The organism is Mycobacterium bulgaricum, from assembly GCF_041287165.2.
Taxonomy (GTDB): domain Bacteria; phylum Actinomycetota; class Actinomycetes; order Mycobacteriales; family Mycobacteriaceae; genus Mycobacterium; species Mycobacterium bulgaricum.
In genome coordinates, this window is sequence record NZ_JBGGKV020000001.1 from 1040869 (window position 1) to 1067824 (window position 26956).

Below are 26956 nucleotides of genomic sequence, written 5' to 3' on the forward strand. Positions count from 1 at the left end.
GCAGCGATGCCTCACGTCATCACCCAGTCGTGCTGCAGCGACGGGTCGTGTGTCTACGCGTGCCCGGTGAATTGCATCCACCCGTCGCCGGACGAGCCGGGCTTTGCGACCGCCGAGATGCTCTACATCGATCCCGTCGCGTGCGTCGACTGCGGCGCGTGTGTGTCGGCCTGCCCGGTCGGAGCGATCTCGCCCGACACGAAGCTCGATCCCGAGCAGTTGCCGTTCGTCGAACTCAACGCGGCGTTCTACCCGAAGCGGGAGGGCAAGCTGCCGCCGACGTCGAAGCTGGCGCCGGTGCTCGAGGCTCCGGTCGTGCACGCTCAGCGCGGCGGGCCGTTGACGGTCGCGATCGTCGGTTCGGGCCCGGCGGCGATGTATGCCGCCGACGAGCTGCTGACCCAGCAGAACGTGCGGGTGAACGTATTCGAGAAGCTGCCGACGCCGTACGGTCTGGTCCGCGCCGGTGTCGCACCGGACCATCAGAAGACGAAGGCCGTCACGCGGCTCTTCGACAAGATCGCCGCCCGGCCGGGCTTCACCTTCTACCTCAATGTCGACGTCGGTTCGGACCTGACGCACGACGAGCTCCTCGCTCATCACCACGCGGTGCTCTACGCGGTGGGCGCTCCGAATGATCGCCGCCTCGACGTCGACGGCATCGATCTGGCCGGCACGGCCACCGCGACCGAGGTGGTCGCGTGGTACAACGGCCATCCCGAATTCAGCGACCTGCCGGTCGATCTGGGCTGTGAGCGCGTCGTGGTCATCGGCAACGGCAATGTGGCACTGGACGTCGCGCGGATCCTGACGACCGACCCCGATGTCCTGGCGCGCACCGACATCGCCGACCACGCGCTGGCCGCCCTGCGCGAATCGGGGGTGCAGGAAGTGGTGATCGCCGCTCGGCGCGGCCCGGCCGCGTCGGCGTTCACACTGCCCGAACTGATCGGGCTGACGTCCGCCTGCGAGGTTGTCCTCGATCCGGTCGACCACCAGCGTGTGCTCGCCGACCTCGCAGGGGAAACCGACGCCCTCACCCGCAACAAGCTGGAGATCCTGGCCAAGCTCGGGGATGCCACGGCGCCGATCACCCGACCCCGCATCCGACTCGCTTACGGGCTGACGCCCGAGCGGATCCTGGGTGATGACAGGGCCACCGGCGTGGAGTTCACGCTCACCGGAACCGAGGACCGCGCGGAGATGCCGGCAGGCCTGGTGCTGACGTCGATCGGCTATCGCGGCAAACCTATTCGGGGTCTTCCGTTCGACGACGACGCAGCGGTCGTACCCAACGAGGGCGGCAGGGTGGCAGACACCCCCGGAAGCTACGTGGCCGGGTGGATCAAGCGCGGGCCGACCGGCTTCATCGGCACCAACAAATCGTGTGCCGCCGAAACGGTCCACAATCTGGTCGCCGATTACAACAACGGCCTGCTGACCGGCCCCGTGCAGAAACCCTCCGCCTTCGACCGTTTCGTGCGGGGCAGGCAGCCTGCCGTCATCGACGCGGCGGGGTGGAAGGCGATCGACGTCGCCGAGGTGGCGCGTGGGGGCGGGATGCGGCCTCGCGACAAGTTCACGTCGATCACCGCGATGCGCGAGGCCGCGGCAACGGCTCCCGCGCCGCCACTGCATCAGCGACTGCTGGCCGGCCTCCGCCGCTGACGCCTACTCCTGCTCCCAGGCCTTCATCACGTTGACGTACGGCGTGGGTTGCACGGACAGCTCGCCGACGTACGGGTGTTCGAGAAGGAAGATCAGGTACATCACGAACGCCAGCAGAGCCGAGGTGAGGCCGACTGCGAGCGCGTGCACGAAGAGGTCCCGGGTGCCGAACAGAAATGTGAAACCCATGACCACACCGCCGCCGCCCAGCAGCAGGATCCACAGGGGAGCCGGGATCGACGCGTCCGCGGTGGACACCCGCATCTTCCGGTCGGCGCTCAGGTCGTTGAGCCGACCGATCGCGTGATCGAAGAACGCGATCTCGTTGCGGGTTTCGGGCTGGACCTTGAGATAGCTCTCCCAGACCGCGTACAGCTCGTCGCTCTGGTCTTCGATCCTCTCGCCGCGCTGCATGCGGGGGAACTCGTCGTCGACGACGTTCTTGGTGTAGGCGAGCAGACTCTGCTGGATCAGGCTCTGCGACTCCGCGGGCAGCGCCTGGGAGTCCCGGAGAAGGTCGCCGATGGCCGCCGCTTCCAGGCCGCTGGCGTCCTCGGCGTCGCCGAACTGCTCCCACACAACGACGACCAGGAACGCGACGAGCACGGCGTAGAGGACGCCTGCGAGTTGGAACACCGAGCCGGACACCGCGTTGGAGCCCTCAAATCTGGTGTGCGACACCACTTTGCGGAACAGGACCAGACCGCCCACGGAGATGCCGACGAAGAGCGCGACCCAGAGGAAGCCGAGGATCGGCGCAGGAATCTGCAATAGCCAGAGCACAGATCACACACCTCGCATCTGGTGCCCGCGGTCGGGGCGCAACCGGGCAATTATCGCCGTCGAGGCATGTCGCGGCGCGATGAACACACCGGCAATTCGTTATCTGTCTCGCAGTGCCGAGCGTGGGCCTCCTGCACGCACATTCGAGATCTCACGTGCACGGGGCCCACGTTCGACCGTTCGCCTACGCCGGATTGCCCATCTCGGCGAGCACCTTGTCCATGTCGACCTCTTTGACGGTCTCCGCCAACGACCACTGGTGCCCGAACGGATCGCGCACCACGCCGTAGCGGTCGCCCCAGAACTGATCCTCGAGCGGATTCACCACGGTCGCGCCGGCATCGAGCGCGCGCTGGAAACGCCCCTCGACGTCGGGGCCGTGCAGGTGGATGGTCACCGCAGAGCCACCCAGTGCGGTCGGCGTGCTGGACTTGCCGTCGTTGAATTCGGGGAAGTCGTCGTTGAGGAACAGCATGGCGCCGTTGATCTGGAAGGCGGCGTGCATGAGTTTTCCGCCGGGTCCGGGCAGGCGAACCATCTCCACGGCGTCGAACGCTCTGGCGTAGAAGTCGAGTGCGGCCGCAGCGTCGTCGACGACGAGGTGCGGGACGAGCATGGGGGTGTTGTCGATCGCCATCAGGGCTCCTCACGGTAGGGGTGTGACGTGGGTTCAGACCCACCGTCGCGCGGAAACTCATCGGAGCGGCGTGAGGTTTAGCTGTCGCGCCCGTGGGCTACACAGTGCCGACTTATTAAAAAGGCCGTCAAATTATCGGCAATTTCACCTCGAACTGCGGCTTTCCGTCTATGGGGCAGGCCGGAGAGGCGGCATAGATGGCCATCCACAGCGCTGGCAGCGAATGGCCAACGGCGTCGCTGGCCGCCGACATCCACGACGCGGTGAGTCCGCGGCCGGTGGCACGAGGGTCTCTGGGCCTGCTGATCAAGTTCTCGGCGGACCTGGCCTCGGCATGCCTGGCCTCCGTGGTGGGGTTGATCTGGGCCTACGAGCGGGGCTTCCCGATGCCGCCGATGTGGATGATGGCCTGCTACACGCCGATGGTGCTCGTCATCTTTGCGGCACGGTCGACCTACCGCCGCAAACTGCACCACACGCTCGTCGGCGAGTTCATGGCGGTTCAGACGACGGCAGCGCTGGCGGCGATGTTGCTGCTGGCCGGAATGGTGCTGACCGGAGTCCCGGGGAGCCTGAGCGACACCATCACCAGGGTGTGGCTCACCACCGCAGCGTTCCTACCCGTCGGCAGGATTGCGTCGATCCTGGTGAAGCGGTCCCTGCGTCGGCACTCCCACCTGCAATCGCCGACGCTCATCCTCGGCAATGGGGCGATTGCCTGTCACCTGGCCAAGAGGTTCATCGACAACCCGCAGTTCGGGATCTTGCCGGTCGGCCTGATAGACAACGATGCGCCGTGGACCGGCGCGGGCGGCCAGGATTGCCCCATTCCGGCGTTGGGGACGCCGGCGACGATGGACGACGCGATCCGGAACACGCGGGCCGAGGCCGTCGTCGTGGCGTTCTCGCAAGCCCGCGACGAAGACCTGGTTCCGGCGATCAGGGCGGCACGGTTGGCCGGACTCACGGTGTGGGTCGTTCCGAGGATGTTCGACACGGTGGGCCAGCGCGCGCGGATGGACTGCGTGGGAGGGATGCCGGTGATGACGTTGTCCAACATCAGCCCCACCAGTTGGCAGTTCGCGGCCAAGCACATCGTCGATCGCGTTCTTGCCGCCGCGATCCTGACGGCCATTTCGCCTCTGTTCGTCTTCCTCATGGCCGCCGTCAGAGCTTCTTCGCAGGGATCGGTCTTCTTTCGTCAACCCAGGATCGGACGCGACGGAATCGTGTTCGACTGCTTGAAGTTTCGTTCGATGCGCCCGCCCCGCCAATCTGATGCCGATTTCGTCCTGGGCGACGGCGTCGCCCCCGGTGGGGTGGAGGGCGTCGATCGGCGCACCTGGATCGGCAAGCTGCTGCGAACCACTTCTCTCGATGAACTACCGCAACTGCTCAATGTCCTCAGGGGCGAAATGAGCTTGGTGGGACCTCGACCCGAGCGGCCGGAGTTCGTCGAGATCTTCAACAGCCAGATCCGACGCTACGGAGAACGGCACCGGGTCAAGGCGGGTATGACCGGATGGGCCCAGGTGCACGGATTGCGCGGCCAGACCTCCATCGCCGACCGTGCCGAGTGGGACAACTTCTATGTCGAGAACTGGTCGCTGGGCCTCGACTTGCAAATCCTGCTCATGACAGTGCCCGCCGTACTGCGCCCGAGCGAGAAACTCCGACCCCCTGTGCCGACGTCGGCGGCGGCAGACATGTCACCTGCTTCGGCGACCGCGGCAAGGCGGGCACGCAGCGTCGAGCTTCTCCGGCAGGCCGTCACGCGACTGCCCCGCCGACGAGCGACGGACCGAGGTTCGGGATGCCAACCGATTCTGCTGGAACGCATCGACATCGACGCCGCGAACATGGCGGCGGGCTCGCCGGCGCCGCTGAATCCGTCTGTGTGAGCAGGGGTCAGACGACCGAGAAGCCGAGCGGAAGCTCCGCGCGCCCGGTCAGCGCCAGCAGTACCGGTGTGCCCTGTCCGAGCGTGACTGCGATCTGCGCCGCCAGCGCCGCGGCGTCGGCGAGAACGTCGGCCGGTGGGGTGAAATCGATCCCGACGGCGCGCGCGATGTCGATACCGTGCACCGCCATCTCGAAGGTGCGCGTCGGCAGGTAGTTGCTCAACCGCATGCCCAGGCCGCCGATCACCTCGATCAGCGGGTCGTCCGCGGAATCCAGGTCGGCGAGCACCTGCGCGACCAAGGCGTCGACGGCCGCAGCGGGCTCGGCGCCGAGCTCGCGGCCGGCCTGCCTGCCGCGTTCCACGATGGCGTCTTCGCCCATGCCCGAGGAGATCTCGCGAACCGCGGCGTAATACTCGGCGGCGCTGGCGGCGGTCTCGCGCTGCGCAGGGGTCTTGAGGTACGTGCTGACGGTGATCAGCGAGCGTGAGGTGTGGCCGACGAGGTCGCGCACGCTCCATGCGCCCAGCCCCGGCCCCTCCCAGGCCGAGTCCGGAATGCGGCGCACGAGCGCAGCGAAACTGTATGCCGCAGAAGCGAAGACGGAGTGCCGGGTGGTCATTGCCTGGTTATTTCCGGGTCAGCAGGTCCCAGCCCTCGACGGACTCCGCGCTGCGCGGCTCGGGGCCGGCGTAGATCGCCGACGGCCGGACCAGCTTGCCGAGGCGCTTCTGTTCCAGGATGTGTGCACACCATCCCGCGGTACGGCCGCACGTGAACATCGCGGGCATCATCTTCGGCGGCACCTGCGCGAAATCAAGGATGACGGCGGCCCAGAACTCGACGTTGGTCTCGATCGCCCGGTCGGGCCTGCGCTCGCGAAGCTCGGTCAGCGCAGCCTGTTCCAGCGCCGCGGCCACTTCGTAGCGGGGTGCTTCCAGTCGTTTGGCCGTCGCCCGGAGTACGCGGGCGCGGGGATCCTCGGCACGGTAGACGCGGTGCCCGAACCCCATCAGTTTCTCGTTGCGGTCCAAAATCCCCTTGACGACCGCGCGCGCATCGCCGGTCTGCTCGGCTTCCTGGATCATCGGTATGACGCGAGCCGGCGCACCCCCGTGCAGCGGGCCGCTCATCGCGCCGATCGCACCTGACAGCGCCGCGGCGACGTCGGCGCCGGTCGAGGCGATGACCCGCGCCGTGAAGGTCGACGCGTTCATGCCGTGCTCGGCCGCGCTGACCCAGTAGGCGTCGATCGCCTCGACGTGGCGCGGATCGGGCTCGCCCTGCCACCGCGTCATGAATCGTGCGGTGACGGTGTCGCATTCGTCGACAGTGCGCTGCGGCACCGCCGGCTGGTAGATGCCGCGCGCGGATTGAGCGACGTAGGACAGGGCCATCACCGAGGCGCGGGCGAGCTGATCGCGGGCGGTGTCGTCGTCGATGTCCAGCAGCGGCGGGTAACCCCAGATCGGAGCCAGCATCGCCAGGCCTGCCTGGACGTCGACGCGGACGTCGCCGCTGTGGATGGGTAGCGGGAACGGCTCGGCCGGGGGAAGGCCGCGGCCGAACCGGCCGTCCACCAACAGGCTCCACACGTCGCCGAACGTGATGCCGTGGGCGACCAGATCTTCGATGTCGACGCCGCGGTAGCGCAGTGCGCCGCCGTCCTTGTCGGGCTCGGCGATCTCGGTCTCGAACGCCACGACCCCTGCCAACCCTGGGGCGAAATCCTTCGGCACCGCAGTCGTCATGCGCCGATTGTCGCACCTGCCCGCGGCGTAGCGTCTGGCGTGTGGGCACTTCCGATCACCTCGCGCGGATGCGCGTCGAATACGGCTCGGTGGAGAAGGACGGCAGCCGTGATCTCGACGTCGACTGGCTGGATATCGGCTGGGTGGCGCTACTCGAACAGTGGATGACCGAGGCGCAGCGAGCGGGCGTTCCGGAGCCGAACGCGATGGTGGTCGGAACCGTCGATGCCGACGGCAGACCGATGACGCGCAGTGTGCTGTGCAAGAGCGTCGACGAGTCGGGGCTCTCGTTCTACACCAACTACGAGTCCGACAAGGGTGAGCAGCTGGCCGCCCGGCCGTACGCGTCGGCGACGTTCCCGTGGTATCAGCTCGGCCGCCAGGTCCATGTCCGCGGTGCCGTGACGAAGGTGTCGCCCGAGGAGACGGCGGACTACTGGAGCAAGCGACCGCGCGGCTCCCAACTGGGCGCGTGGGCCTCCCGCCAGAGCAGGCCGATCGCGTCGCGGGCCGCATTGCGCCAACAGCTCGCCGACGTCACCGCGCAGTTCGCCGACGTCGAGAACGTACCGGTCCCGCCGCACTGGGGCGGCTATCTGATCGCGCCCGAGGTGGTCGAGTTCTGGCAGGGCCGGGAGAACAGGGTGCACAACAGGATTCGGTTGCAGAACGGGATCATCGAGCGTCTGCAGCCCTAGTCGCGGTTGCCCGAGTTCGCCGGAAGCGACGGAAATGGGCGCTGAATTGGGGACCATTTCTGTCAAATCACCAGCCTCGACAATTGTCTCAACGTGCCATTTTCGCCCGCGGAATGCCCTGTGACGCGTTAGCATTCGGGACGTGGCTGATTTCAGGGGGGAGCCCGTCCTCGGTTTGCGCGAGCGCAAGAAACGACGCACCCGCGCCACTTTGATCGATGCGGCCGTCGGGCTCTGCGACAGTCAGGGATTCGACGCCACCACCGTCGATCAGATCGCCGCCATCGCCGAGGTGTCACCCCGCACGTTCAGTCGCTATTTCGCGACGAAGGACGCCATCGCGCTCGCCCTCATCGACGAGGTGCTCGACAGCGCCGCGTCCGAGTTGATGTGCCAGCCCCGAGACATCAGCAATCTCGAGGCGCTGCGCCGCGCGTACGTCGGCATGGCGCGCAACACCCGGCTCGCGTCGGGGGGCGCGCTGACCTCGGAGCGCATGTTGCAGATCCTGCGCATCGTGATGACGTCGGCGACGTTGCGGCAGGCGGCCGTGGAATACCGGGCCAGCAAGGTCGATGTCATCATCGCCGACCGGATGGGCACCGACGTCGGTGACCGCAGGGTCAAACTGATGGCCGCGGTGTGGGGTGCGGTGCTGATCACCGCGATGAGCGACCTTGCCGAGCGCAGTGTGTCGGGCATCGACGTCGACGACGTCATCGCGGCGTTCGAGGACACGTTCGACGAGTTCGCCGCGGAAATAGCGGGTATAGGTCAGCCCGTCTGACGCTGTACCCGCCCCCCGCGGGCGTCGCTGCTGGAATGGGACTACCTTTTGTAGGCGAACTCCAGTTTGTAGTCAGACACCTGACCCCCGACGAACCCGAAGGGAACCCAGTGGCCGATAACGCCGAAGCCGGGCAGCACGCCACGCTGAAGTACCCAGGCGGCGAGCTTGACCTTGACATCGTCCAAGCCACCGAAGGCTCGGACGGCATCGCTCTGGGCTCGTTGCTGGCCAAGACCGGCTACACGACGTTCGACGGCGGTTTCGTCAACACGGCCTCGACGAAGAGCGCGATCACCTACATCGACGGCGACGCCGGCATTCTGCGGTACCGGGGCTACCCGATCGAGCAGCTGGCCGAGAAGTCGACCTTCATCGAGGTCAGCTACCTGCTGATCTACGGCGAGCTGCCGACCGCCGAGCAGCTGGAGAAGTTCACCACCCAGATCCAGCGGCACACCTTGCTGCACGAGGACCTGAAGCGGTTCTTCGACGGTTTCCCCCGCGACGCGCACCCGATGCCGGTGCTCTCCAGCACGGTCAACGCGCTCAGCGCCTACTACCAGGACTCGCTGGACCCGTTCAACCCGCAGCAGGTGGAGCTCTCGACGATCCGGTTGCTGGCCAAGCTGCCGACGATCGCGGCGTATGCGTACAAGAAGTCCGAGGGGCAGCCGTTCCTGTATCCGGACAACTCGCTGACGCTGGTCGAGAACTTCCTGCGGATGACGTTCGGCTTCCCGGCCGAGCCTTACGAGGTCGACCCCGAGATCGTGCGCGCGCTGGACATGCTGTTCATCCTGCACGCCGATCACGAGCAGAACTGCTCCACCTCCACGGTGCGCCTGGTCGGCAGCTCGCAGGCCAACCTGTTCACGTCGATCTCCGGCGGCATCAACGCGCTGTGGGGCCCGCTGCACGGCGGCGCCAACCAGGCGGTGCTGGAGATGCTGACCAAGATCGAGAAGGGCGACGACGACGTGGCGACGTTCGTCAAGAAGGTCAAGAACCGCGAGGACGGCGTCAAGCTCATGGGCTTCGGACACCGCGTCTACAAGAACTACGACCCGCGGGCGCGCATCGTCAAGGAGCAGGCCGACAAGATCCTCGGCAAGATCGGCATCAAGGATCCGCTGCTCGACATCGCCAAGGAGCTCGAGGAGATCGCGCTGACCGACGATTTCTTCGTCGAGCGCAAGCTCTACCCGAACGTCGACTACTACACCGGCGTGATCTACCGGGCGATGGGCTTCCCGACGCGGATGTTCACGGTGCTGTTCGCGCTCGGCCGGCTGCCCGGCTGGATCGCCCACTGGCGCGAGATGCACGGTGAGCCGAACAAGATCGGCCGGCCGCGCCAGATCTACACCGGCTACACCGAGCGCGACTACGCCGCCATCGACAGCCGGTAGCTCCGGCACCGCGAGCGCGCGTGTCTGCACGCCGACGCGCCGTTCCGCGTGTCAGTCTGCGTGCGCTCGCGCGCAACGAATGTCACACTCGCGTCACTTGCTCCGGGGATAGTTGTAGTTTCACAATAGTTGTGTGAATGCAACCGTTGAGATGACGCCCAGGCGCAAGGCCATCATCTTGGCCTCCTGCTGCCTGAGCCTGCTCATCGTCTCGATGGACGCAACCATCGTCAATGTGGCAATCCCGTCGATCCGGGACGACCTGTCGGCGACTCCGGCGCAGCTGCAGTGGGTGGTCGACATCTACACCCTGGTGCTGGCCTCGCTGCTGATGCTCTCCGGCGCCACCGGCGACCGGTTCGGCCGCAGGCGGGTGTTCCAGATCGGGCTCACGGTCTTCGCGGTCGGATCCCTGGCCTGCAGCCTCGCTCCGACCATCGACGCGCTGATCGGGGCCCGGCTTCTACAGGGCATCGGGGGTTCGATGCTCAATCCCGTTGCACTATCCATCATTTCGCAGATCTTCACCGGGAAGGTGGAGCGCGCCAGGGCCCTCGGGGTCTGGGGCGGCGTGGTCGGCATCTCGATGTCACTCGGGCCCATCGTCGGCGGGCTGCTGATCGAAACGATCGGGTGGCGGTCGGTGTTCTGGATCAACCTGCCGATCTGCGCGCTGGCCATCGTGCTGACGCAGGTATTCGTCCCCGAATCCAAGTCCTCGACGATGCGCTCCATCGATCCGGTCGGGCAGGCGCTGGCCGTGCTCTTTCTGTTCGGTGTCGTGTACGCGCTCATCGAAGGCCCCGTGCTGGGCTGGACCAACGCGCGCGTCGTCGGCTTCGGGACAGCCGCGGTGCTGGCCTTCGCGCTGTTCCTGCGCTACGAGTCCCGCCGGGTCGATCCGTTCGTGGATCTGCGCTTCTTCCGCAGCATCCCATTCACTTCGGCGACCGTGACCGCGGTCAGCGCGTTCGCCGCATGGAGCGCCTTCCTGTTCATGATGTCGCTGTACCTGCAGGTGGAGCGCGGCTTCTCCGCGATGCACACGGGTCTGATCTATCTGCCGATCGCGATCGGCGCACTGGTCTTCTCACCGTTGTCGGGACGGCTGGTCGGACGTTTCGGCGCGCGGCCGTCGATGGTGATCTCCGGTGTACTGATCACCGCGGCCGCGTTGATGCTGACGATCCTGACGAACACCACCCCGGTGTGGGAGCTGTTGATCGTCTTCGCGGTGTTCGGGATCGGCTTCGCGATGGTCAACGCACCTGTCACCAATGCTGCGGTGAGCGGAATGCCTCTCGACCGCGCCGGCGCCGCGTCGGCGGTCACGTCCACGAGCCGTCAGGTCGGGGTGAGTGTCGGGGTGGCACTGTGCGGTTCGATCGCCGGTGGCGCGATGGCCGCGGCCGGCGCGGATTTCGCGGCGGCGGCACGCCCGCTGTGGTTCGTGTGCGCGGCCATGGGCGTGGTGATCGTCATGCTCGGCTTCTCTTCGACCTCGCCCAGAGCGATCCGCTCAGCGGAGCGACTCGCCCCGCTGGTGGCCGGAACCCCGAGATCAACAGCCCATGTCCGATAGCGCACGCGCCGACGAGGTCTGGGCCGATCTGGCCGCCTTCGTCCACGACCACCGCGACGGATGGAAGAAGGCCGTCGTGGACCGAACAGGCTTGCCATTCAGCAGGATCCGCATTCTGATGCGGCTGAGCCGACGCTCGATGACCGTGAAACAGATCGCCGAGGCCGCCACCGTGGATGCGCCCGCCGCCACCGTCGCGGTCAACGATCTGGAAGACCGTGGGCTGGTGGTGCGGCAGGTCGACCCGACGAACCGCCGGTGCAAGGTGGTGTCGCTCACCGACGCGGGCCGCGACACCGTCGCCGCGATCGACAGCGTGCACGATCCCGCCCCGGAGGGCCTGGCTGCGCTGTCAGGTGAAGACCTGGCGACGCTGCGCACGCTTCTGGACAAGCTCGACGGCTCCTGAGCCTCACCGCGCGCGAAGACTCACAGCCCCAGCGCCGCCATTGCCGCGTTGTGCCCACCGATCCCGGAGACCGCACCGCCGCGCCGGGAACCGGAACCGCACAACAGGATTCGATCATGGTCGGTGGCCGCGCCCCAGCGGCGAGCCGGGGTGTCGAGTGGCTCGCCGTCTTCGGCGAAGGGCCATGCGAGTGCGCCGTGGAAGATGTTGCCGTTCGTCATCCCGAGTGCCCCCTCGAGGTCGGCAGTCGTCTTGGTCTCGATGCAGAGACGGCCCGCCGAGTCCTGCCAGAGGACATCCTGAATGGGTTCGGCGAGAACAGAGTTCAGCGATGTCAGAGCGGCGGAGGTCAAGGTGTCGCGAAGGCGGTCGGGGGCCTCCGAGAGTGCCAGGCTGTGGGGGGTGTGCAGGCCGAACACGGTGAGTGTGTGCGCACCCGCGGCGCGCAGCGATTCCGACAGAATCGTCGGGTCGGCCAAGGTGTGGCAGTAGATCTCACATGGCAGGGGGGCGGGCACCGACCCGGACGCCGCCCGCGCGTATGCGTCGTCGAGCTGGCGGTAACTCTCGTTGATGTGGAACGTGCCGCCGAAAGCCTGCTCAGGGGTGACGTTCTCGTCGCGCAGCCGCGGGAGGCGCCGCAGCATCAGGTTCACCTTGACCTGAGAACCGGGTGCGATGTCGGGTTCGGGCTCTCCGAGCAGACGGGCCAGCACGGCGGGGGTGACATTCGCGAGGACACGTGTGGCGCCAACCCGGTGGTCGGTGCCGCCGTGGCGGTAGTGCACCTCCCCGTCGGGGTGGATCGCGTAAACCTCGGCACCCGTGACGATTTCGGCGCCGAATCCTGCCGCGGCGGCTGCCAGCGCCCCGGTGACCGCGCCCATCCCGCCGATCGGCACATCCCATGCGCCCGTACCGCCGCCGACGAGGTGGTAGAGGAAGCATCGGTTCTGGACCAGGGATTCGTCGTCGAGCGCTGCGAACGTGCCGATCAGTGCATCGGTTGCCATGACTCCGCGGACCACGTCATCGCCGGCCGCCGTGGTGATCGCTTCGGAGATGGGGCGCTCGACGATCGCCTGCCAAGCCGCCGCAGCGTCGGCGCCGCCTGCGGCGACCACCGCGGCGCGAAGTTCCGAGCGGGTGCGCAGGGGTTCGATCAACGTCGGCCACAGGCGCGAGGTCACCAGGGCGCAGCGACGGTAGAAGTCCTCGAAGCCCTTCTGGTCGGCGGCCGCTCCGATCGCGCCGAACGTCGAGTCGGGTCCGATCAGCAGACCCGTCCGGCCGCCGGTGGCGGGATCGGGGGTGTAGGACGAGAAGCGGCGCGGCACCAGCCGTACCCGAGCGCCCAAGTCGTCGACGATGTTCCGCGGCAGCAGGCTCACCAGATAGGAGTATCGCGACAGTCGCGCGTCGACGCCCTCGAAGGCATGTGCCGAAACCGCGGCTCCACCAACATGTTCGAGGCGCTCGAGGAGCCGAACCCGCCGCCCGGCCCTGGCCAGATACGCAGCCGCGACGAGGCCGTTGTGTCCGCCCCCGACGATGACCGCGTCCAGTGCGGGTTCAGGCATGCGTTCCGGCTGCGGCACAGGCAGTTTGGACAGCGGTCGCGTGCCCGTTGAGGTCTGCCACCGACAGGTTCAGCGTCTCGCCGGAGGTCCGCAACCCCATCTTGAGCACCAGCTTGGTGGCACCCAGCGACCACGACCGCATCGGGCCGGCGATATCGGGCGCGAGCCCCGGTGTGTTGGACGCGGTGAGTGCCAGGCCGGCGCCCTGCCGAAGTGCCGTGCGCCCCAACACATTGGCACTGCTGATGGAGGGGGTGGAGTAGTCGGGATTCTCGTAGGTTTCGAGTGCGTCGGCGAACTGCCCGTAATACAGCGAGGTGCCCTGCAGCACTTCGGCGAACTGTGCACACGCCGCGACGGCGGCGGGATCCGCATCGTCCGCCGGCAGCACCGAGACGCCGGGGACGCCCGGCGCGACGACCTGGGCTGCCCCGGAGGCGAACGGATCGGCGACCGTGCTGTCCACCGGCTGAGCAAACGCGATTGCCGGGCTGAGCGCAACGGCGGCGCCCGCGGCACAGGCGAGGGCTGCGAGCACACGCCCACCCGACCGTGCGAACGGGGACGAACTCCGAATCGACTCGTCTGGGCTGTGTTCGCGCGCCATGCACAGTAAGGTAGCCGATTACCCGCACCAGAATGTCGGGGAACGGACCGGGGTCGTCCGGCGGAATGAAATTTCGGGGAGTATTCATTGGTCGGCAAACAACCTGCTTGATACTGCTCGCTGTCATCCAGTTATTCGAGCCGCCGGACGGCCAAGAGAGGCACCGCCACAGTCATGAAGAACCGCTTCGTCGTTCTGGTGCTCACGGTCGCCGCGCTTCCCGCGGCCGCGACGCCCCTGGCTGCTGCACAGCCCCCCGCGGTACCTCTTCCGGCGCCCCCGCAGGACACCGCGGTCATGTCCGGCCCCGCGGGCGTCCTTGAGACGCCGGATGGATGGCGCATCGAGGTGGTGGGTAGTGACGAGACCCAGCAGGCGGTCGCGCCGCTGACGACGGCTGTCTCGTCCCGGGAATACCTGTTCGGTGGCACCTACACCGGGACCATCACCGGCGCCGGAACCACGACGCTGACCGGCGGCACGTTGGAGGTGGGCGCGCAGATCGGCTGCGGGATCATCTCCGACGAACAGGAGGTCAATCCGGGTGCAGGTTTCACGCCCGCGCTGCCGTTCGGCAACGACCCCACGCTTGCCTTGTCGGTGACCCTGCAGGGCAAGGTCTATCTGTCCCCGGGCACCGTCACCACGGTGCCGATCAACAAGAAGACGTTCAAGGGCACGTCGACGCGCGTCTCGATCGACGGTGTGCGGATCAAGACCGACCAGTGCGCCGGTCAGTCGTTCATCCGGTCCTATGCCACGTTGACCAGCTCGTCGGAGAACACCGACGACGTCATCACCTACCTGGGTGTCACCAAGGTTGTGTGAAGTCACCTGCTGCCGCGTATCCGAGGACGAGAGGTACCGCCCGACCATGTTGACCCGCCTCGCAGCGCTGACCGCGTCATGCCTGCTCCCACTCATGGCGGTGGCGCCGCAGGCCGTGGCCCAGCCGGCGCCGCCCGGACCGGTGGCCCCTGCACCTCCCGCACCCGTCGGCGCTCCGTTGCCGCCCGGCACGAACCCACCGCCACCGCTCGACAACGGCATCGTGGCGTCCTCGCCGCCCGGCGTCGTCGTCACACCGGACGGCTGGACACTGTCGGTGATGGCGGGGGAGGAGACGCAACTGCCCGTGGCGCCGCTGACCACCGCCGTCTCCTCACGGGAATACCTCGTCGGGGGAACCTTCGGCGGCGATGTCACCGGCAGCGGAAGCACCGAATTGACCGGAGGCACACTGGAGGTCGGCTATCAGATCGGCTGCGGAATCGAACTCAAGCAGATGCGTCTGATCGGTCAGGTCGGTGCTTCGACGACGGGGTCCACGCTCGTGAGCCCGCTCATCGACGGCATCTCGTTCCCGGTGACCGGGGTGCTGGAGTTCCATCCGAGGCCGGGAACCGTCCAGACGGTGACGGTCAACAAGAAATCCTTCAAGAAGGCGCCGGTGCGAGTCACGCTGAAGGACATCCACATCAAGATCGACGGATGCCTCGGTCAGTCGTTCATCCGCTCGTACGCGACGATGACCAGTTCGAGCGCCGACAACGATGACATCGTCGCCTATTACGGCGTGACGAAGGCGGTCTGAGGCGTCATGTACCGCTGTTCGGTGCCGACGGCACTGCTGCTCGGGATCGGGGCGCTGGCGACGGCCGGCGTCGCCGCTGCCCAACCGCTGCCCCCGCCTCCACCGCCCGCTCCCGGGCCTTCGCTACCCCTGCTCGGCCCGCTCGGGCCCAACGGTCTGGCGGTGCTCGGACAGACGGGACAACCCGCTGCGGGCTCCTTCGGAATACCGTCGGTGACCGGTCTGGATCCCTCGACGGTGCTGGGCCAGAACGCGATTCCGTCTGCGCCGGGGGCCGGCCCGGGTACACCGCCGAACTTGAACATCTTCAACAACGGCTACGGCATCCCGCAGTATCTCGTCCCGTCGGCCCCCGGTGAGGGCGTGGTCTTCGATGTGCCGCCCGGCCAGGAGAACTCGGACGTGAGCCGTCGCGAATGGTTCGGACGGTGGATCGACATGTACCGCGCCGGTCAACTCGAGGGCGGCATGCTCGGCCAGCGGCCCCAGGAGCAGCTCGGTCAGCCGCTGCCCGGAACCGCTCCGCCTCCCGGGGTCAACCTGCCGCCGGGACCGGGGCAGTTCTATGTGCCGCCCGGAGCCGAACCGCCGCCCCCGCCGGGGTGATCACGTAAGCCGTTGCGCCGGAAAGTGTCTCCCCGGTCCGTGCGCTCAGCTCAGGTAGCCCTCGACCTCGCCCTCGGGGCGCACCGACGCGCTGTCCGGATCGCCGCCACTGGCTCGCAGTGCGCGGCGCTGCCGCAGCAGATCCCAGCACTGGTCGAGCTGCACCTCGAGCGCCTTCAGCCGCTGGTGTTCCTCGGATTCGTCGATCTCGTGATGCTGCAGCTTGTCGCGCAGATCGCGTTCCTCGGCGACGAGGTCGTTGACTGTCTTCAGGATGTCTTCATCACTAGCCACGTCTACCAGTGTGCAGTGCCTTCACCGGAGAGGTCGCGTCTAGGGTGGGCGGATGGCTACCAAACCTGAGATCGAGTTCCCCGACGGCCCGGCCCCCACCGAGCTGGTGATCGAAGACATCGTGGTCGGCGACGGCGCGGAAGCTGTTCCCGGCGCCAACGTCGAGGTCCACTACGTCGGCGTCGAATACGACACCGGCGAGGAGTTCGACAGCTCGTGGAACCGCGGGGAGTCGATCGAGTTCCCGCTGCGCGGCTTGATCCAGGGGTGGCAGGACGGCATCCCCGGGATGAAGGTCGGCGGCAGGCGCAAGCTGACGATCCCGCCGGCGCAGGCCTATGGCGCCGCGGGCGGCGGACACCGGCTGTCGGGCAAGACGCTCATCTTCGTCATCGATCTGCTCGCCACCCGCTAGAGTCCTTCCGGCGAAGGTCAGCGCGGGCCGGGCAGGCGCAGCAACAGGCGCGCCCCACCGAGCGGGCTGGAGTCCAAAGATGCGGTGCCACCGTGTAATTCGGCCTGCTGCGCCACCAGCGCCAGCCCGAGACCCGAGCCAGAATGCGACGCCGTCGAGCCCCGCGAGAACCGGTCGAACACGACCTTGCGCTCCTCCTCCGGCACCCCGACGCCGTCGTCGTCGATCGCGATCTCGACACCGTCGCGTGAGCTGACCGCCGACAACTGCACCCGCGACGCCCCGCCGTGCTTGACGGCGTTGGCGATCGCATTGTCGACCGCCAGGCGCAGCCCGGCGGGCAGTCCGACGATGATCACCGTCGGCGCGGGCACCAGCGACACTTCGAGATCGGGGTAGACGCGCATCGCGTCGTGCGCAGCGCGGTCGAGCAGTTCGGTGATGTCGACCGGCACATGATCGTCCTCGGTGGACAGCTCGCCCTGTGCGAGACGCTCCAGCGCACCGAGTGTCGCCTCGATGCGCGACTGTGTGCGGATGACGTCGTTGACGATCTCGGTGCGGCTTTCCTCCGGCATGTCCAGCGTGGCGAGCACCTCGAGGTTGGTGCGCATGGCGGTCAGCGGCGTGCGCAACTCGTGCGCGGACACCGACGCGAAGTCGCGGGCCGAAGCCAGCGCCGCCTTGGTGCGGTCCTGCTCCTCCCATACCCGCTCGACGAGTCCCTTGATGGCGTCGGCGATCTCGACGGCCTCGGTGGCCCCGCGGACATCGATGTCGGGATCCTCGTCGCCCGCGTCGATCGCCATCGTCTGCTGCGCGAGCCGTTTGAACGGGCGCACCGCAAAGGCCGCCAACACCCAACCGCCGACCGTGGCCGCACCGATCGCCAGCGCGCAGATGATGAGTACGCGCCGGTGCAGATTGTTGATGTCGGCGATCGTCGCGTCATAGGTGGCGCCGACGGCCACCGACATCGGTTGCGGGGTTGACAGCGCCACCGTGCGCACCCGGTAGCGCACGCCGTCGACCTGGGTGTCGGCATAGCCCGGTTCCAGTTCCGGCAGAACCACGTTCGAGTTCGAGGTCACCTGGCCGTCGTCGCGGCGCACGGTGATCACCACGTCCTGGTCGTTGGGGGACGGCGGTATCTCGTCGAGTCCTCGCGGCAGGAACGGGATGACGAACCCCGCCGCTTCGTCGAGCCGCCGGTCCAGACGTTCGTTCCACGCGTCGGTGATACCGAACCAGACCACGGTGCCCGCGATGAGGACGATGATCGCGCCCGCGATGGCGCTGGTGAACGCGACTCGCTGCCGCAGCGACGGTGTTCTGCGGAAGATCCGCGACAGCGCGATCAACTGTCGACCTCTACTGCTGCCTGAGGACGAACCCCACGCCGCGAACCGTGTGCAGCAGGCGCGGCGCGCCGTTGGCTTCGAGTTTGCGCCGCAGGTAGCCGATGAAGACGTCGACGACGTTCGTGTCCGCGGCGAAGTCGTAGCCCCACACCAGCTCGAGCAGTTGAGCCCGCGACAGCACCGCGGTCTTGTGCTCGGCCAGCACGGCGAGCAGGTCGAATTCACGCTTGGTCAGGTCGACGTCGACGCCGTCGACCCGGGCACGCCGGCCGGGGATGTCGACCTCCAGCGGGCCGACCGTGATGGTCTCCGATGAGAACGTCGCCGTCGAGCCACGCCGGCGCAGCAGCGCCTTCACCCGCGCGACGAGTTCGGCCAGCACGAACGGCTTGACCAGATAGTCGTCGGCGCCTGCCTCCAGCCCGGCCACGCGGTCGTCCACCGAGGAACGCGCAGACAGGACGCAGACGGGCACGTCGTTGTCCATCGCGCGCAGCGCCGTCACCACCGACACCCCGTCGAGCACCGGCATGTTGATGTCGAGGACGATCGCGTCGGGCCGGGTCTCGGTGGCGCTGCGCAGCGCCTCGGCGCCGTCGACGGCGGTGAAGACGTCGAATCCGGACAGCCGCAGGCCGCGCTCGAGCGAGGCGAGCACGTCGGGATCGTCGTCGACCACGAGCACCCGGGGTGAGCCCAGACCACTGTCCATGCCCGCAATCTTGCACGATGAACCCGCGCCCCTGTGGGAGGCGGTGCCCGCCGATTCAGGCGCTGTGATCGACCTGAGCACCGATTCGACGGTGACGGTGTGCCGAGGCATGGTGGTGCTGCCCAGCTTCCGGTCGGTCGCAGACCTGGAGCCTGCGCACCCGCGGGTGGTCGGGAAGGCGCGCAGCGGCTGCCAGCAGCGTGTTTACCGCCACACGCGCGACCCGCGACTGCTAGCGTCCGGCGGGTGGAACCGCGCCTGATCGTCGAACCCGACGACGGGATCGGTCCCGTGCTCGAGTTCATCGCTGCGGCGCGGGACACCTTGCGCATCAAGCAGTTCACGTTCACCGAAGAGTCGCTCATCGATGCCGTCATCGAGCGCCGCAAAGCAGGCGTCGACGTCAAGGTGATGCTGAACGCCGCGAAATCGGGCGGCGAGCGCGCCAACGACGAGACGTTCGTCCGTCTGCAGGACGCGGGGGTGTCGGTCGCCTGGACGAACCCGGCGTTCTACGTCACACACGAGAAGTCCGTCGTCGTCGACAGGGCCGCGGCGATGATCGCGACTTTCAACCTCTGCACCAAGTACTTCACCCGCACCCGGGATTTCGGGGTCATCACCACCGACCCGGGTCAGGTCGGTCAGATCATCGAGGTGTTCGAGGCCGACTGGGCGCACGGTAATTGGGTGCCTTCGGACAACGCGGGTCTGTTGTGGAGCAATTCGAACTCACGCGTGGTGATGGCGCAGTTCATCGATACAGCCCGGACGCACCTCGACATCCAGCACCCGAAATTCGTCGACGCCGTCATCCTCGACCGCATCGTGGCCGCTGCTGACCGGGGCGTGAAGGTCAAGGTCCTCTGCGGCGGACGTCACGGCATCAGCGACAGTGATGTGCTGGACACCTTCTCGTCGCTGCGGACGCTGAACTACTTCGGCATCAAGGTGCACAAGCAGAAGAATCTTCGCGCCCACGCCAAGCTCGTCATGGTCGATCGGCAGCGGGCGCTCGTCGGCTCGATGAACATCGACCGCAGCGCGTTCGACCTGCGCCGGGAACTCGGCGTCACCGTCGACGATCCGGTGATCGTGGATCGCCTCATCGAGACGTTCACCCGGGACTGGGACTCCTCTCGCCGCTACTACGCCCCGGACCCACTGGTGCCCGACGAGCACGTCGAGACCGACTTTCCGCACGACCCCGGTCTCGTCCATGACTGATCCCGCGCCGCGCGTCTCGCACGCGTCCATCGCGGCGGCTTTCAATCACGTGGCGCTGGCCTCGTTCGGCGGCGGCCTGTCGGCATGGTCGCGCGAGATCATCGTCGAACGGAAGAAGTGGCTCGACGACCGAGAGTTCCTGTCAGCGCTGACGATGTGCCGGATCCTGCCCGGCGCCAACCAGGTCAACATCGCGGTCTTCGTCGGGACGAAGCTGCGGGGCGCCACCGGTGCTCTCGCCGCGGTGCTGGGGCTGATGACGGTTCCCGTCACCCTCACGCTTTTCGCGGGCTGGGCCTACTTCACGTTCAAAGAGGTGCCCGGGATTCACGGGGCGCTGCACGGCGCGTCGTCGGCGGCGGTGGCCTTGACCGTCGCGATGGTGATCAAGACCGGACGGGAATGCCTGACCAAATTGATCCCGGTCGCGCTGTTCGCGGCGGCGTTCCTGCTCAACGGCGTGGTGCGCTGGCCGTTGTTCGTCACGCTGCTGATCCTGGTCCCACTGTGCCTGTGGTGGGCGTGGCCGCGGGGAACCCGCGCAGGCTCCGAGCCGACAACGCAGTGACGGCGTGAGTACCTACCTTCAGCTGGCTCTGCTGTTCGGCGGGCTGTCGCTGATGTCGATCGGCGGCGGCAACGTCGTGCTCCCCGAGATGCACCTGCGCTCGGTCAACGACCACCACTGGCTGTCCAACACGCAGTTCGCCGAGGTGTTCTCGATCTCGCAGACCATGCCGGGGCCGAGCAGCGTGTTGATCGTGACGCTGGTCGGCTACGGCGCGGGCCATGAGGTGGGGGGCGTTCCCGCCGCCATCGCCGGGGGCCTGGTCGCCATCGTCGCGATGGTCGTGCCCGCGGCCACCGTGACGTTTTTCGTCACGCGTGTCTGGCAGCGCGCACACGAGGCGCCGTGGCATGCCGCCGTCGAGAAGGGCCTGGCGCCGATGGCGGTCGGACTCATCATGGCCACCGCGCTGGTGATGAGCCGAGCCGCCGATCATGACTGGCGGTCCTACCTGCTGACGGCGGTGTGCACGCTGGTGTTCGTGTGCACCAAGGTCAACCCGCTGTGGCTGGTCGCGGCGGCGGCCGTGCTCGGGTACGTCGGCGTGCTCTGACGCGCGATTTCGGCGTGCTTTTCGCCGCTGGGCGGCGATTTCCACGCCGAAATCGCACGGCCGGGAATCGGTTGACCTCAACAAATGTTGAGGTCCTACGGTGATGACGTGAGTTTGGAAGCAGCGGCAAGGCAGTCCCTGTACGGGCAGCAGCGCGGGCGAGGTGGCAGAGTCCGCTCGCTGACCGACCGCCGGCTGTTGCGCAGAATCTGGCGCTTCTCCGGTCGGCACCATCGACGCCTCGGGATCTTCCTGTTGATCAGCGTCGTGGGTGCGGTCCTGACCGTCGCCACGCCGCTGTTGGCGGGCCGGGTGGTCGACGAGATCACCGGCGGCGGGTCGGTGGGCGCGGTCATCCTGTTGGCCCTGGTGATCGCCGCGGTCGCACTCGGCGAAGCGGCGGTGTCGCTGCTGACGCGGTGGCTGTCGTCGACGATCGGGGAGGGCTTGATCCTCGATCTACGGACCGCCGTGTTCGACCACGTGCAGCGCATGCCCGTCGCGTTCTTCACCCGCACCCGCACCGGCGCCCTCGTCAGCCGGCTCGGGTCCGACGTGATCGGCGCCCAACGGGCGTTCTCCGACACGCTGTCCGGGGTCGTCTCCAACGTCGTCACCCTGACCCTGACGCTCATCGTGATGCTCGGCATCTCGTGGCAGATCACTCTGCTGTCGCTCGCCCTGATGCCCGTGTTCCTGTTTCCGGCCCGCCGGATCGGCACAGCGATGGCCGCGCTGGCGCGCGAGGCCGCCGACCACAACGCGACGATGAACATCCAGATGACCGAACGGTTTTCGGCTCCCGGCGCCACACTGGTGAAGCTGTTCGGCGACACGCGATCCGAATCCCGGGAATTTCAGACGCGCGCCGGCCGGGTTCGCGACATCGGGGTCCGTAAGTCGATGCTGCAGGTCACCTTCATGAATTCGCTGACACTGATGTCGGCACTGGCGCTGGCCCTGGTGTACGGGCTCGGCGGCGTGCTCGCGATCGACGGGCACCTGCAGGCCGGCGCCGTGGTGTCGCTCGCCCTTCTGCTGACCCGCCTCTACGCACCGCTCACCGCGCTGGCCAACGCGCGAGTCGAGATCGCCAGTGCTCTGGTCAGTTTCGAGCGGGTCTTCGAGGTGCTCGACCTGGTGCCGCTGATCCGGCAGCGACCCGGCGCCGTCGCGGTGCCGCGCGGCGCGGTCACCGTCGAGTTCGACGACGTCGACTTCTCCTACCCGTCTGCCGACCAGGTCTCGCTGGCCTCGCTGGAGGACGTCGCCGAACTCGACGAGCGCGGCGGTGAAGAAGTGCTACACGGCATTTCGTTCACCGCGGAGGCCGGACAGATGGTGGCCCTCGTCGGATCGTCGGGAGCGGGCAAGTCCACGATCGCCGCGCTGGTGGCGCGTCTCTACGACGTCGACTCGGGCGCCATCCGCCTCAACGGCGCCGATGTGCGCGACGTGACATTCGCGTCGCTGAAGGAGACCGTCGGCATGGTCACCCAGGACGGGCACCTGTTCCACGAATCGATCCGGTCCAACCTCTTGCTCGCTGCTCCGAAAGCCACGGACGCCGACCTGTGGGAGGCGCTGGAACGCGCCCGGCTGGCCGACGTCGTCAAAGACATGCCCGACGGGCTGGACACCGTCGTGGGGGAGCGCGGATACCGCCTCTCCGGCGGGCAGCGACAGCGCCTCACCATCGCACGTGTACTTCTGGCGTCGCCGCGGGTTGTGATCTTGGACGAGGCGACGGCCGCGCTGGACTCGGAGTCCGAAGCCGCGGTGCAGCAGGCGCTGGCCGAGGCGCTGGAGGGCCGCACCTCGATCGTCATCGCCCACCGGCTGTCGACGGTGCGGGCCGCCGACGTGATCCTGGTCGTCGAAGGGGGCCGCATCGTCGAGCGCGGCACGCATGCCCAGTTGCTGGCCGGACAGGGCCGCTACGCCGACTTGTACCGCACCCAGTTCGGCGCCGAGGCCGAGGATGCGTTAACCACTTGCCCGCAATGGGAAGATGTTCTAAGTGGCTGACTCCCGACCTGATTCCCTGCGCGCGGCGCCCTCCATAGGGCCGCCGCCGAAGAAGGTCAGACCCAGCTCGGACCTGTGGCGGATGATGCCCTACCTGCTGCCGTACCGCGGTCGATGGATCGTGATGATCACGGTGGCGCTCGTCAGCCTGGTCGCCACCATCTCGATTCCGCTGATGACCAAGGCCGTCATCGACGGGCCCGTCCGCCATCAGGATCAGCAGGGTCTCTGGCTGGTCGGGGCCGCGGCCGTTGGCGTCGGCATCACCGAAGCGGTGTTGTGGTTCATCCGCCGCTGGCTGGTCGCGCGCGCGACGATGGGCGTCGAGGCCGACATCCGCAAACAGCTCTACGCGCGGCTGCAGATCCTGCCGATGTCCTTCCACGGCCGCTGGCAGTCCGGCCAGCTGCTGTCGCGAATCATGAACGACCTCAGCACGATTCGTCGCTTCATGTCGTTCGGGCTCACCTTCCTCATCCTCAATGTCCTGCAGATCACCGTCGTCACGATCATTCTGCTGGCGATGTACTGGCCGTTGGGCGTCGTCGTGCTGGTCTCGATCGTGCCGATCACGGTGACGGTGCTGCATTTCCAGCAGGAGTACACGCGGCTGTCGCGGCTCGCCCAGGACCAGGCCGGCCACGTGGCCACCCATGTCGAGGAGGCCGCCCTCGGATTGCGCGTCGTCAAATCGTTCGGTCGTGAGGACTACGTCTATGAGCGCTTCGACGACCAGCTGACCGATCTCTACGACACCCAGGTCGGCCGCGTCTCGGTGTCGGCGAAGTTCTGGACGCTGCTGGAGATCATCCCGAACCTGACGTTGATCGTCGTGCTGGGGTTCGGCGCCTACGCCGCCGGCCAGGGCTACGTCACTCTGGGCACCCTGGTCGCGTTCATCACGATGATGCTGTCACTGGTCTGGCCCATCGCGTCGCTGGGCTTCCTGCTGTCGATGACGCAGGAATCGTTCACCGCGGCCAATCGCATCGCGGAGATCTTCGACGCGCCCAGGGAGATCACCGACGGCCCACGGGACCGGACGCCGCGCGGCGGTCGGCTCGAGCTCGTCGACGTCGGTTTCAGGTTTCCCGACTCGGCGCCTGACGACTGGGCGCTGCGGCATGTCACCGTGACCGTCGAGCCGGGGGAGACGCTGGCGCTGGTCGGCGCCACGGGGTCGGGCAAATCGGTACTGGTGGGCCTGCTCTCCCGGCTCTACGACGTCTCCGAAGGCGAGATCCGCATCGATGCGCAGGACATCCGCGAGCTGTCCCTGGAGGCATTACGGGAGGCGGTGGCGACCGCCTTCGAGGACCCGACGCTGTTCTCGATGTCGGTCGCCGAGAACCTGCGCCTCGGCAATGCGGGGGCCACCGACGACGAACTGCGGCAAGCGGTCGACATCGCGGCCGCGCAGTTCGTGTACGACCTGCCGTTCGGTCTGGACACCCGGATCGGCGAGCAGGGCATGAGTTTGTCCGGCGGTCAGCGACAACGGCTTTCGCTCGCCCGGGCGATCCTGGCGCACCCGAGGATCCTGGTGCTCGACGACACCCTGTCTGCGCTGGACGTGCATACCGAGGCGGTGGTGGAAGAGGCGCTGCAGCGCGTGCTGCATTCCGTCACCGGCGTCGTGGTGGCCCATCGCGCGTCGACGGTGTTGCTGGCCGACCGGGTGGCGTTGCTGCAGAACGGCACGATCACCCACGTGGGAACCCACGCTGAGCTTCTGGCGGAGGTGCCCGAGTACCGGTATCTGTTGGCCGCCGACAGCGAAGACGACGTGCTCGACGACGGCTGCGAGCGTGAGTGCGACTGGGAACACAGCGATGAGCGCGCGCACCTCGAGCACGACGAGGAGGGGGGCCGGCTGGAACACGAGGTCCTCGGGAGGTACCGATGAGTACTACCGATTGGCGCGGAAAGTTCGACGAGAGCACCGACCTGCCGATCGACGAGTCGGTGCCGCGGCGACAGGAGGCGCGGGCGCTGCTGTACTCGCTGCTGCGCCCGTATCGCCGGGTCGTGGCCGTCCTCGCGATCGTCGTCGTCGTGGAAAACGCTGCGCGGCTGTCGGTTCCGATCTTGGTGCAGAAAGGCATCGATGACGGGATACCGCCGCTGCTCGCGGGCGGACCCGCCACGACGCTGCTGACGATCGTCGGAACGCTGTGCGGTGTCGTCGTCGTGCAGGCTGTCAGCCGGATGTACTTCCTGCGCCGGTCCGGCCGCACCGGCCAGAAGGTGCTGCTCGAACTGCGCAGGCGTGTCTTCCGCCATTTCGGCAGGCTCGACATCGCGTTCCACGATCGCTACACCTCCGGCCGCGTGGTGAGCCGGTCCACCAACGACGTCGAAGCGATCCAGGACATGCTGGAGACGGGCTTCGACAGCCTGATCACGGCCGTGCTCACGCTGGTGGGCACCGCGGTCCTGCTGGTGGTGCTCGACGTCAGGCTCGGGCTGATGTGTTTGGCGGCCTTCCCGATTCTGGTGCTGCTGGTCTGGTGGTTCCAGCGGGAGTCGTCGAAGACCTACCGCGATGTCCGCGAGATCTCGGCTCTGGTCATCGTGCAGTTCGTCGAAACGATGACGGGGATCAAAGCGGTGCAGGCCTACCGACGCGAGCCGCGCAACCAGGAGATCTTCGAGGATGTCGCGGATCGGTACCGGGTGATCAACGAGCGCACCTTCAAGCTGCTCGCCGTCTTCATGCCCGGCGTCAAGCTGGTCGGCAACCTGACCACCGGGGTGGTGCTGCTCTACGGCGGATACCGCGTGTTGCACGGCGAGATGACAATCGGCACGCTTACCGCGTTCCTGCTCTATCTGCGGATGTTCTTCGAACCCATGCAGGAGATCTCGCAGTTCTTCAATACGTTCCAGTCGGCGGCGTCGGCGCTGGAGAAGCTCGCAGGCGTGCTGGCGGAGAAGCCCGCGATCAGCGATCCGGCGCAGCCCACCGACCTCGGCGACGTCCGTGGCGAGATCGCCCTGCGTGACGTCGAATTCGAGTACGTGCCCGGCCGTCCTGTGCTGCCGGGTTTGGACCTGGTGATCCCTGCCGGACAGACGGTGGCGCTGGTCGGTACGACGGGTGCGGGCAAGACGACGATCGCGAAGCTGATCACCAGGTTCTACGACCCGGTGTCGGGTGCGGTCGCCCTCGACGGGATCGATCTACGTGACGTGTCGCAGGCCGACCTGCGCCGACACGTCGTGATGGTGACGCAGGAGAACTTCATGTTCGGCGGGACGATCGCCGACAACATCCGCTTCGGCAGGCCCGGCGCCACCGACGAGGAGGTGCGAGACGCCGCGGAAGCCGTTGGTGCGCACACCTTCATCGAGGCGCTGCCCGAAGGCTACGACACCGACGTCGCCAAGAGGGGCGGGCGGTTGTCGGCGGGGCAGCGGCAGCTGGTCGCGTTCGCGAGGGCGTTCCTGGCCGACCCTGCGGTGCTGATCCTGGACGAGGCGACGTCGTCACTGGACATTCCGAGCGAGCGGCTGGTGCAGTGTGCTCTGGAGACGGTGCTGGCCGACCGGACAGCGGTCGTGATCGCGCACCGGCTCTCCACCGTGCAGATCGCCGACCGGGTGCTGGTGCTCGAACACGGCCGGATCGTCGAAGATGGACCACCCGGTGAGCTGACGGCGCGCGAGGGTGGGCACTACGCCGCGTTGCACCGGTCCTGGGTCCAGTCCCTGGCCTGACCCGCCCTTCGCACCGCGAGCGCGCGCGTCTGCCCGGCGACGCGCCCAGTACATCCGTGCAGA

The 26956-nt window shown here is 67.4% G+C and carries 27 protein-coding genes; 18 read left to right on the forward strand and 9 right to left on the reverse strand.

The window, feature by feature from the left end; translation table 11 throughout:
- Nucleotides 1–6: 6 nt before the first annotated feature.
- Complete coding sequence (locus tag ACAG24_RS05090; protein ID WP_370471562.1) at nt 7–1668, forward strand: FAD-dependent oxidoreductase; 1662 nt, start codon at nt 7–9, stop codon at nt 1666–1668.
- Between the two features lie 3 nt (nt 1669–1671).
- Here ACAG24_RS05090 and ACAG24_RS05095 read toward each other — a convergent pair whose 3' ends face one another.
- Both ACAG24_RS05095 and ACAG24_RS05100 read right to left on the reverse strand, forming a co-directional pair.
- Nucleotides 1672–2451 carry a bestrophin-like domain gene (locus ACAG24_RS05095; protein ID WP_370471563.1) on the reverse strand — a complete coding sequence of 260 codons (780 nt, stop codon included), beginning with the start codon at nt 2449–2451 and terminating at the stop codon, nt 1672–1674.
- A 184-nt stretch (nt 2452–2635) separates the two neighbouring features.
- Nucleotides 2636–3088, reverse strand: a complete 453-nt coding sequence (locus ACAG24_RS05100) for a VOC family protein (RefSeq protein WP_370471564.1) — start codon at nt 3086–3088, stop codon at nt 2636–2638.
- A 197-nt stretch (nt 3089–3285) separates the two neighbouring features.
- Between ACAG24_RS05100 and ACAG24_RS05105 the strand changes: the two genes are divergently transcribed.
- The gene (locus ACAG24_RS05105) at nt 3286–4989 is read left to right on the forward strand and encodes a sugar transferase (RefSeq protein ID WP_370471565.1); all 1704 of its coding nucleotides are present in this window, start codon (nt 3286–3288) and stop codon (nt 4987–4989) included.
- 7 nt (nt 4990–4996) lie between these two features.
- Here the strand turns inward: ACAG24_RS05105 and ACAG24_RS05110 are convergent, their stop codons facing one another.
- Together ACAG24_RS05110 and ACAG24_RS05115 are read right to left on the reverse strand one after the other, a co-directional pair.
- Nucleotides 4997–5611 (reverse strand): maleylpyruvate isomerase N-terminal domain-containing protein, encoded by a 615-nt coding sequence (locus ACAG24_RS05110; RefSeq protein WP_370471566.1) that lies wholly within the window; start codon nt 5609–5611, stop codon nt 4997–4999.
- Between the two features lie 7 nt (nt 5612–5618).
- Nucleotides 5619–6740: a citrate synthase 2 gene (locus ACAG24_RS05115; RefSeq protein WP_370471567.1), complete on the reverse strand. Its 1122-nt coding sequence runs from the start codon at nt 6738–6740 to the stop codon at nt 5619–5621.
- A 41-nt stretch (nt 6741–6781) separates the two neighbouring features.
- On the opposite strand from ACAG24_RS05115, the gene pdxH reads away from it, so the two are divergent.
- From pdxH to ACAG24_RS05140, 5 genes are all read left to right on the forward strand, one after another.
- Nucleotides 6782–7438, forward strand: a complete 657-nt coding sequence (pdxH, locus tag ACAG24_RS05120) for a pyridoxamine 5'-phosphate oxidase (protein WP_370471568.1) — start codon at nt 6782–6784, stop codon at nt 7436–7438.
- Nucleotides 7439–7580: 142 nt separating this feature from the next.
- Entirely contained in the window at nt 7581–8225 is a 645-nt protein-coding gene (locus ACAG24_RS05125; RefSeq protein ID WP_370471569.1) for a TetR family transcriptional regulator, read from the forward strand.
- 110 nt (nt 8226–8335) lie between these two features.
- Nucleotides 8336–9637 carry a citrate synthase gene (locus tag ACAG24_RS05130; RefSeq protein ID WP_370471570.1) on the forward strand — a complete coding sequence of 434 codons (1302 nt, stop codon included), beginning with the start codon at nt 8336–8338 and terminating at the stop codon, nt 9635–9637.
- Between the two features lie 151 nt (nt 9638–9788).
- Nucleotides 9789–11219, forward strand: coding sequence for an MFS transporter (locus ACAG24_RS05135; protein WP_370471797.1), 1431 nt, complete (start codon nt 9789–9791; stop codon nt 11217–11219).
- Complete coding sequence (locus tag ACAG24_RS05140) at nt 11209–11628, forward strand: MarR family winged helix-turn-helix transcriptional regulator (protein WP_370471571.1); 420 nt, start codon at nt 11209–11211, stop codon at nt 11626–11628. Before ACAG24_RS05135 ends, ACAG24_RS05140 begins: the two co-directional genes overlap by 11 nt.
- A 20-nt stretch (nt 11629–11648) precedes the next feature.
- Here the strand turns inward: ACAG24_RS05140 and ACAG24_RS05145 are convergent, their stop codons facing one another.
- Nucleotides 11649–13208, reverse strand: coding sequence for a phytoene desaturase family protein (locus ACAG24_RS05145; protein ID WP_370471572.1), 1560 nt, complete (start codon nt 13206–13208; stop codon nt 11649–11651).
- Complete coding sequence (locus tag ACAG24_RS05150) at nt 13201–13815, reverse strand: Rv2240c family protein (protein ID WP_374150760.1); 615 nt, start codon at nt 13813–13815, stop codon at nt 13201–13203. Before ACAG24_RS05150 ends, ACAG24_RS05145 begins: the two co-directional genes overlap by 8 nt.
- 174 nt (nt 13816–13989) lie before the next feature.
- On the opposite strand from ACAG24_RS05150, the gene ACAG24_RS05155 reads away from it, so the two are divergent.
- Genes ACAG24_RS05155 through ACAG24_RS05165 form a run of 3 tightly spaced genes read left to right on the forward strand, consistent with a single transcriptional unit; the run spans nt 13990 to nt 16015 of the window.
- Nucleotides 13990–14643: an MspA family porin gene (locus ACAG24_RS05155; RefSeq protein WP_370471574.1), complete on the forward strand. Its 654-nt coding sequence runs from the start codon at nt 13990–13992 to the stop codon at nt 14641–14643.
- Nucleotides 14644–14689: 46 nt separating this feature from the next.
- Entirely contained in the window at nt 14690–15409 is a 720-nt protein-coding gene (locus tag ACAG24_RS05160) for an MspA family porin (RefSeq protein WP_370471575.1), read from the forward strand.
- A gap of 21 nt (nt 15410–15430) precedes the next feature.
- The gene (locus ACAG24_RS05165) at nt 15431–16015 is read left to right on the forward strand and encodes a hypothetical protein (RefSeq protein WP_370471576.1); all 585 of its coding nucleotides are present in this window, start codon (nt 15431–15433) and stop codon (nt 16013–16015) included.
- A gap of 45 nt (nt 16016–16060) precedes the next feature.
- Here ACAG24_RS05165 and ACAG24_RS05170 read toward each other — a convergent pair whose 3' ends face one another.
- Nucleotides 16061–16309 (reverse strand): DUF2630 family protein, encoded by a 249-nt coding sequence (locus ACAG24_RS05170; protein WP_370471577.1) that lies wholly within the window; start codon nt 16307–16309, stop codon nt 16061–16063.
- A 52-nt stretch (nt 16310–16361) separates the two neighbouring features.
- On the opposite strand from ACAG24_RS05170, the gene ACAG24_RS05175 reads away from it, so the two are divergent.
- A complete protein-coding gene (locus ACAG24_RS05175) occupies nt 16362–16724 on the forward strand; it encodes an FKBP-type peptidyl-prolyl cis-trans isomerase (protein WP_370471578.1) in 363 nt (120 codons plus the stop codon).
- Nucleotides 16725–16741: 17 nt separating this feature from the next.
- Here ACAG24_RS05175 and ACAG24_RS05180 read toward each other — a convergent pair whose 3' ends face one another.
- Together ACAG24_RS05180 and prrA are read right to left on the reverse strand one after the other, a co-directional pair.
- Nucleotides 16742–18085, reverse strand: coding sequence for a sensor histidine kinase (locus tag ACAG24_RS05180; RefSeq protein WP_370471579.1), 1344 nt, complete (start codon nt 18083–18085; stop codon nt 16742–16744).
- Nucleotides 18086–18095: 10 nt separating this feature from the next.
- Nucleotides 18096–18806, reverse strand: a complete 711-nt coding sequence (gene prrA, locus ACAG24_RS05185) for a two-component system response regulator PrrA (protein WP_370471798.1) — start codon at nt 18804–18806, stop codon at nt 18096–18098.
- Between prrA and ACAG24_RS05190 the strand changes: the two genes are divergently transcribed.
- The 7 genes from ACAG24_RS05190 to ACAG24_RS05220 all read left to right on the forward strand — a co-directional run bounded on the left by ACAG24_RS05190 (nt 18796) and on the right by ACAG24_RS05220 (nt 26893).
- Complete coding sequence (locus tag ACAG24_RS05190) at nt 18796–19059, forward strand: hypothetical protein (protein WP_370471810.1); 264 nt, start codon at nt 18796–18798, stop codon at nt 19057–19059. The two genes, prrA and ACAG24_RS05190, sit on opposite strands and share 11 nt — an antisense overlap.
- Nucleotides 19044–20024, forward strand: coding sequence for a phospholipase D-like domain-containing protein (locus ACAG24_RS05195; protein ID WP_370471580.1), 981 nt, complete (start codon nt 19044–19046; stop codon nt 20022–20024). The genes ACAG24_RS05190 and ACAG24_RS05195 overlap by 16 nt, the downstream gene beginning before the upstream one ends.
- Complete coding sequence (locus ACAG24_RS05200; RefSeq protein WP_370471581.1) at nt 20017–20592, forward strand: chromate transporter; 576 nt, start codon at nt 20017–20019, stop codon at nt 20590–20592. The genes ACAG24_RS05195 and ACAG24_RS05200 overlap by 8 nt, the downstream gene beginning before the upstream one ends.
- A gap of 4 nt (nt 20593–20596) precedes the next feature.
- Nucleotides 20597–21145, forward strand: a complete 549-nt coding sequence (locus ACAG24_RS05205; RefSeq protein WP_370471582.1) for a chromate transporter — start codon at nt 20597–20599, stop codon at nt 21143–21145.
- Nucleotides 21146–21253: 108 nt separating this feature from the next.
- On the forward strand, nt 21254–23173 hold the full coding sequence (locus ACAG24_RS05210; protein ID WP_370471583.1) for an ABC transporter ATP-binding protein: 1920 nt from the start codon (nt 21254–21256) through the stop codon (nt 23171–23173).
- The gene (locus tag ACAG24_RS05215; protein WP_370471584.1) at nt 23166–25079 is read left to right on the forward strand and encodes an ABC transporter ATP-binding protein; all 1914 of its coding nucleotides are present in this window, start codon (nt 23166–23168) and stop codon (nt 25077–25079) included. Before ACAG24_RS05210 ends, ACAG24_RS05215 begins: the two co-directional genes overlap by 8 nt.
- Entirely contained in the window at nt 25076–26893 is a 1818-nt protein-coding gene (locus ACAG24_RS05220; protein ID WP_370471585.1) for an ABC transporter ATP-binding protein, read from the forward strand. The genes ACAG24_RS05215 and ACAG24_RS05220 overlap by 4 nt, the downstream gene beginning before the upstream one ends.
- Nucleotides 26894–26956 lie beyond the last annotated feature (63 nt).

Bases quoted from the DNA above. Each gene is read 5' to 3' on its own strand.
- ACAG24_RS05090 (WP_370471562.1), top strand. From the start codon at position 7: ATGCCTCACGTCATCACCCAGTCGTGCTGCAGCGACGGGTCGTGTGTC.
- ACAG24_RS05100 (WP_370471564.1), bottom strand. From the start codon at position 3,088: ATGGCGATCGACAACACCCCCATGCTCGTCCCGCACCTCGTCGTCGAC.
- ACAG24_RS05105 (WP_370471565.1), top strand. From the start codon at position 3,286: ATGGCCATCCACAGCGCTGGCAGCGAATGGCCAACGGCGTCGCTGGCC.
- ACAG24_RS05110 (WP_370471566.1), bottom strand. From the start codon at position 5,611: ATGACCACCCGGCACTCCGTCTTCGCTTCTGCGGCATACAGTTTCGCT.
- ACAG24_RS05115 (WP_370471567.1), bottom strand. From the start codon at position 6,740: ATGACGACTGCGGTGCCGAAGGATTTCGCCCCAGGGTTGGCAGGGGTC.
- ACAG24_RS05135 (WP_370471797.1), top strand. From the start codon at position 9,789: ATGACGCCCAGGCGCAAGGCCATCATCTTGGCCTCCTGCTGCCTGAGC.
- ACAG24_RS05140 (WP_370471571.1), top strand. From the start codon at position 11,209: ATGTCCGATAGCGCACGCGCCGACGAGGTCTGGGCCGATCTGGCCGCC.
- ACAG24_RS05145 (WP_370471572.1), bottom strand. From the start codon at position 13,208: ATGCCTGAACCCGCACTGGACGCGGTCATCGTCGGGGGCGGACACAAC.
- ACAG24_RS05150 (WP_374150760.1), bottom strand. From the start codon at position 13,815: ATGGCGCGCGAACACAGCCCAGACGAGTCGATTCGGAGTTCGTCCCCG.
- ACAG24_RS05155 (WP_370471574.1), top strand. From the start codon at position 13,990: ATGAAGAACCGCTTCGTCGTTCTGGTGCTCACGGTCGCCGCGCTTCCC.
- ACAG24_RS05160 (WP_370471575.1), top strand. From the start codon at position 14,690: ATGTTGACCCGCCTCGCAGCGCTGACCGCGTCATGCCTGCTCCCACTC.
- ACAG24_RS05175 (WP_370471578.1), top strand. From the start codon at position 16,362: ATGGCTACCAAACCTGAGATCGAGTTCCCCGACGGCCCGGCCCCCACC.
- ACAG24_RS05190 (WP_370471810.1), top strand. From the start codon at position 18,796: ATGCCCGCAATCTTGCACGATGAACCCGCGCCCCTGTGGGAGGCGGTG.
- ACAG24_RS05200 (WP_370471581.1), top strand. From the start codon at position 20,017: ATGACTGATCCCGCGCCGCGCGTCTCGCACGCGTCCATCGCGGCGGCT.
- ACAG24_RS05220 (WP_370471585.1), top strand. From the start codon at position 25,076: ATGAGTACTACCGATTGGCGCGGAAAGTTCGACGAGAGCACCGACCTG.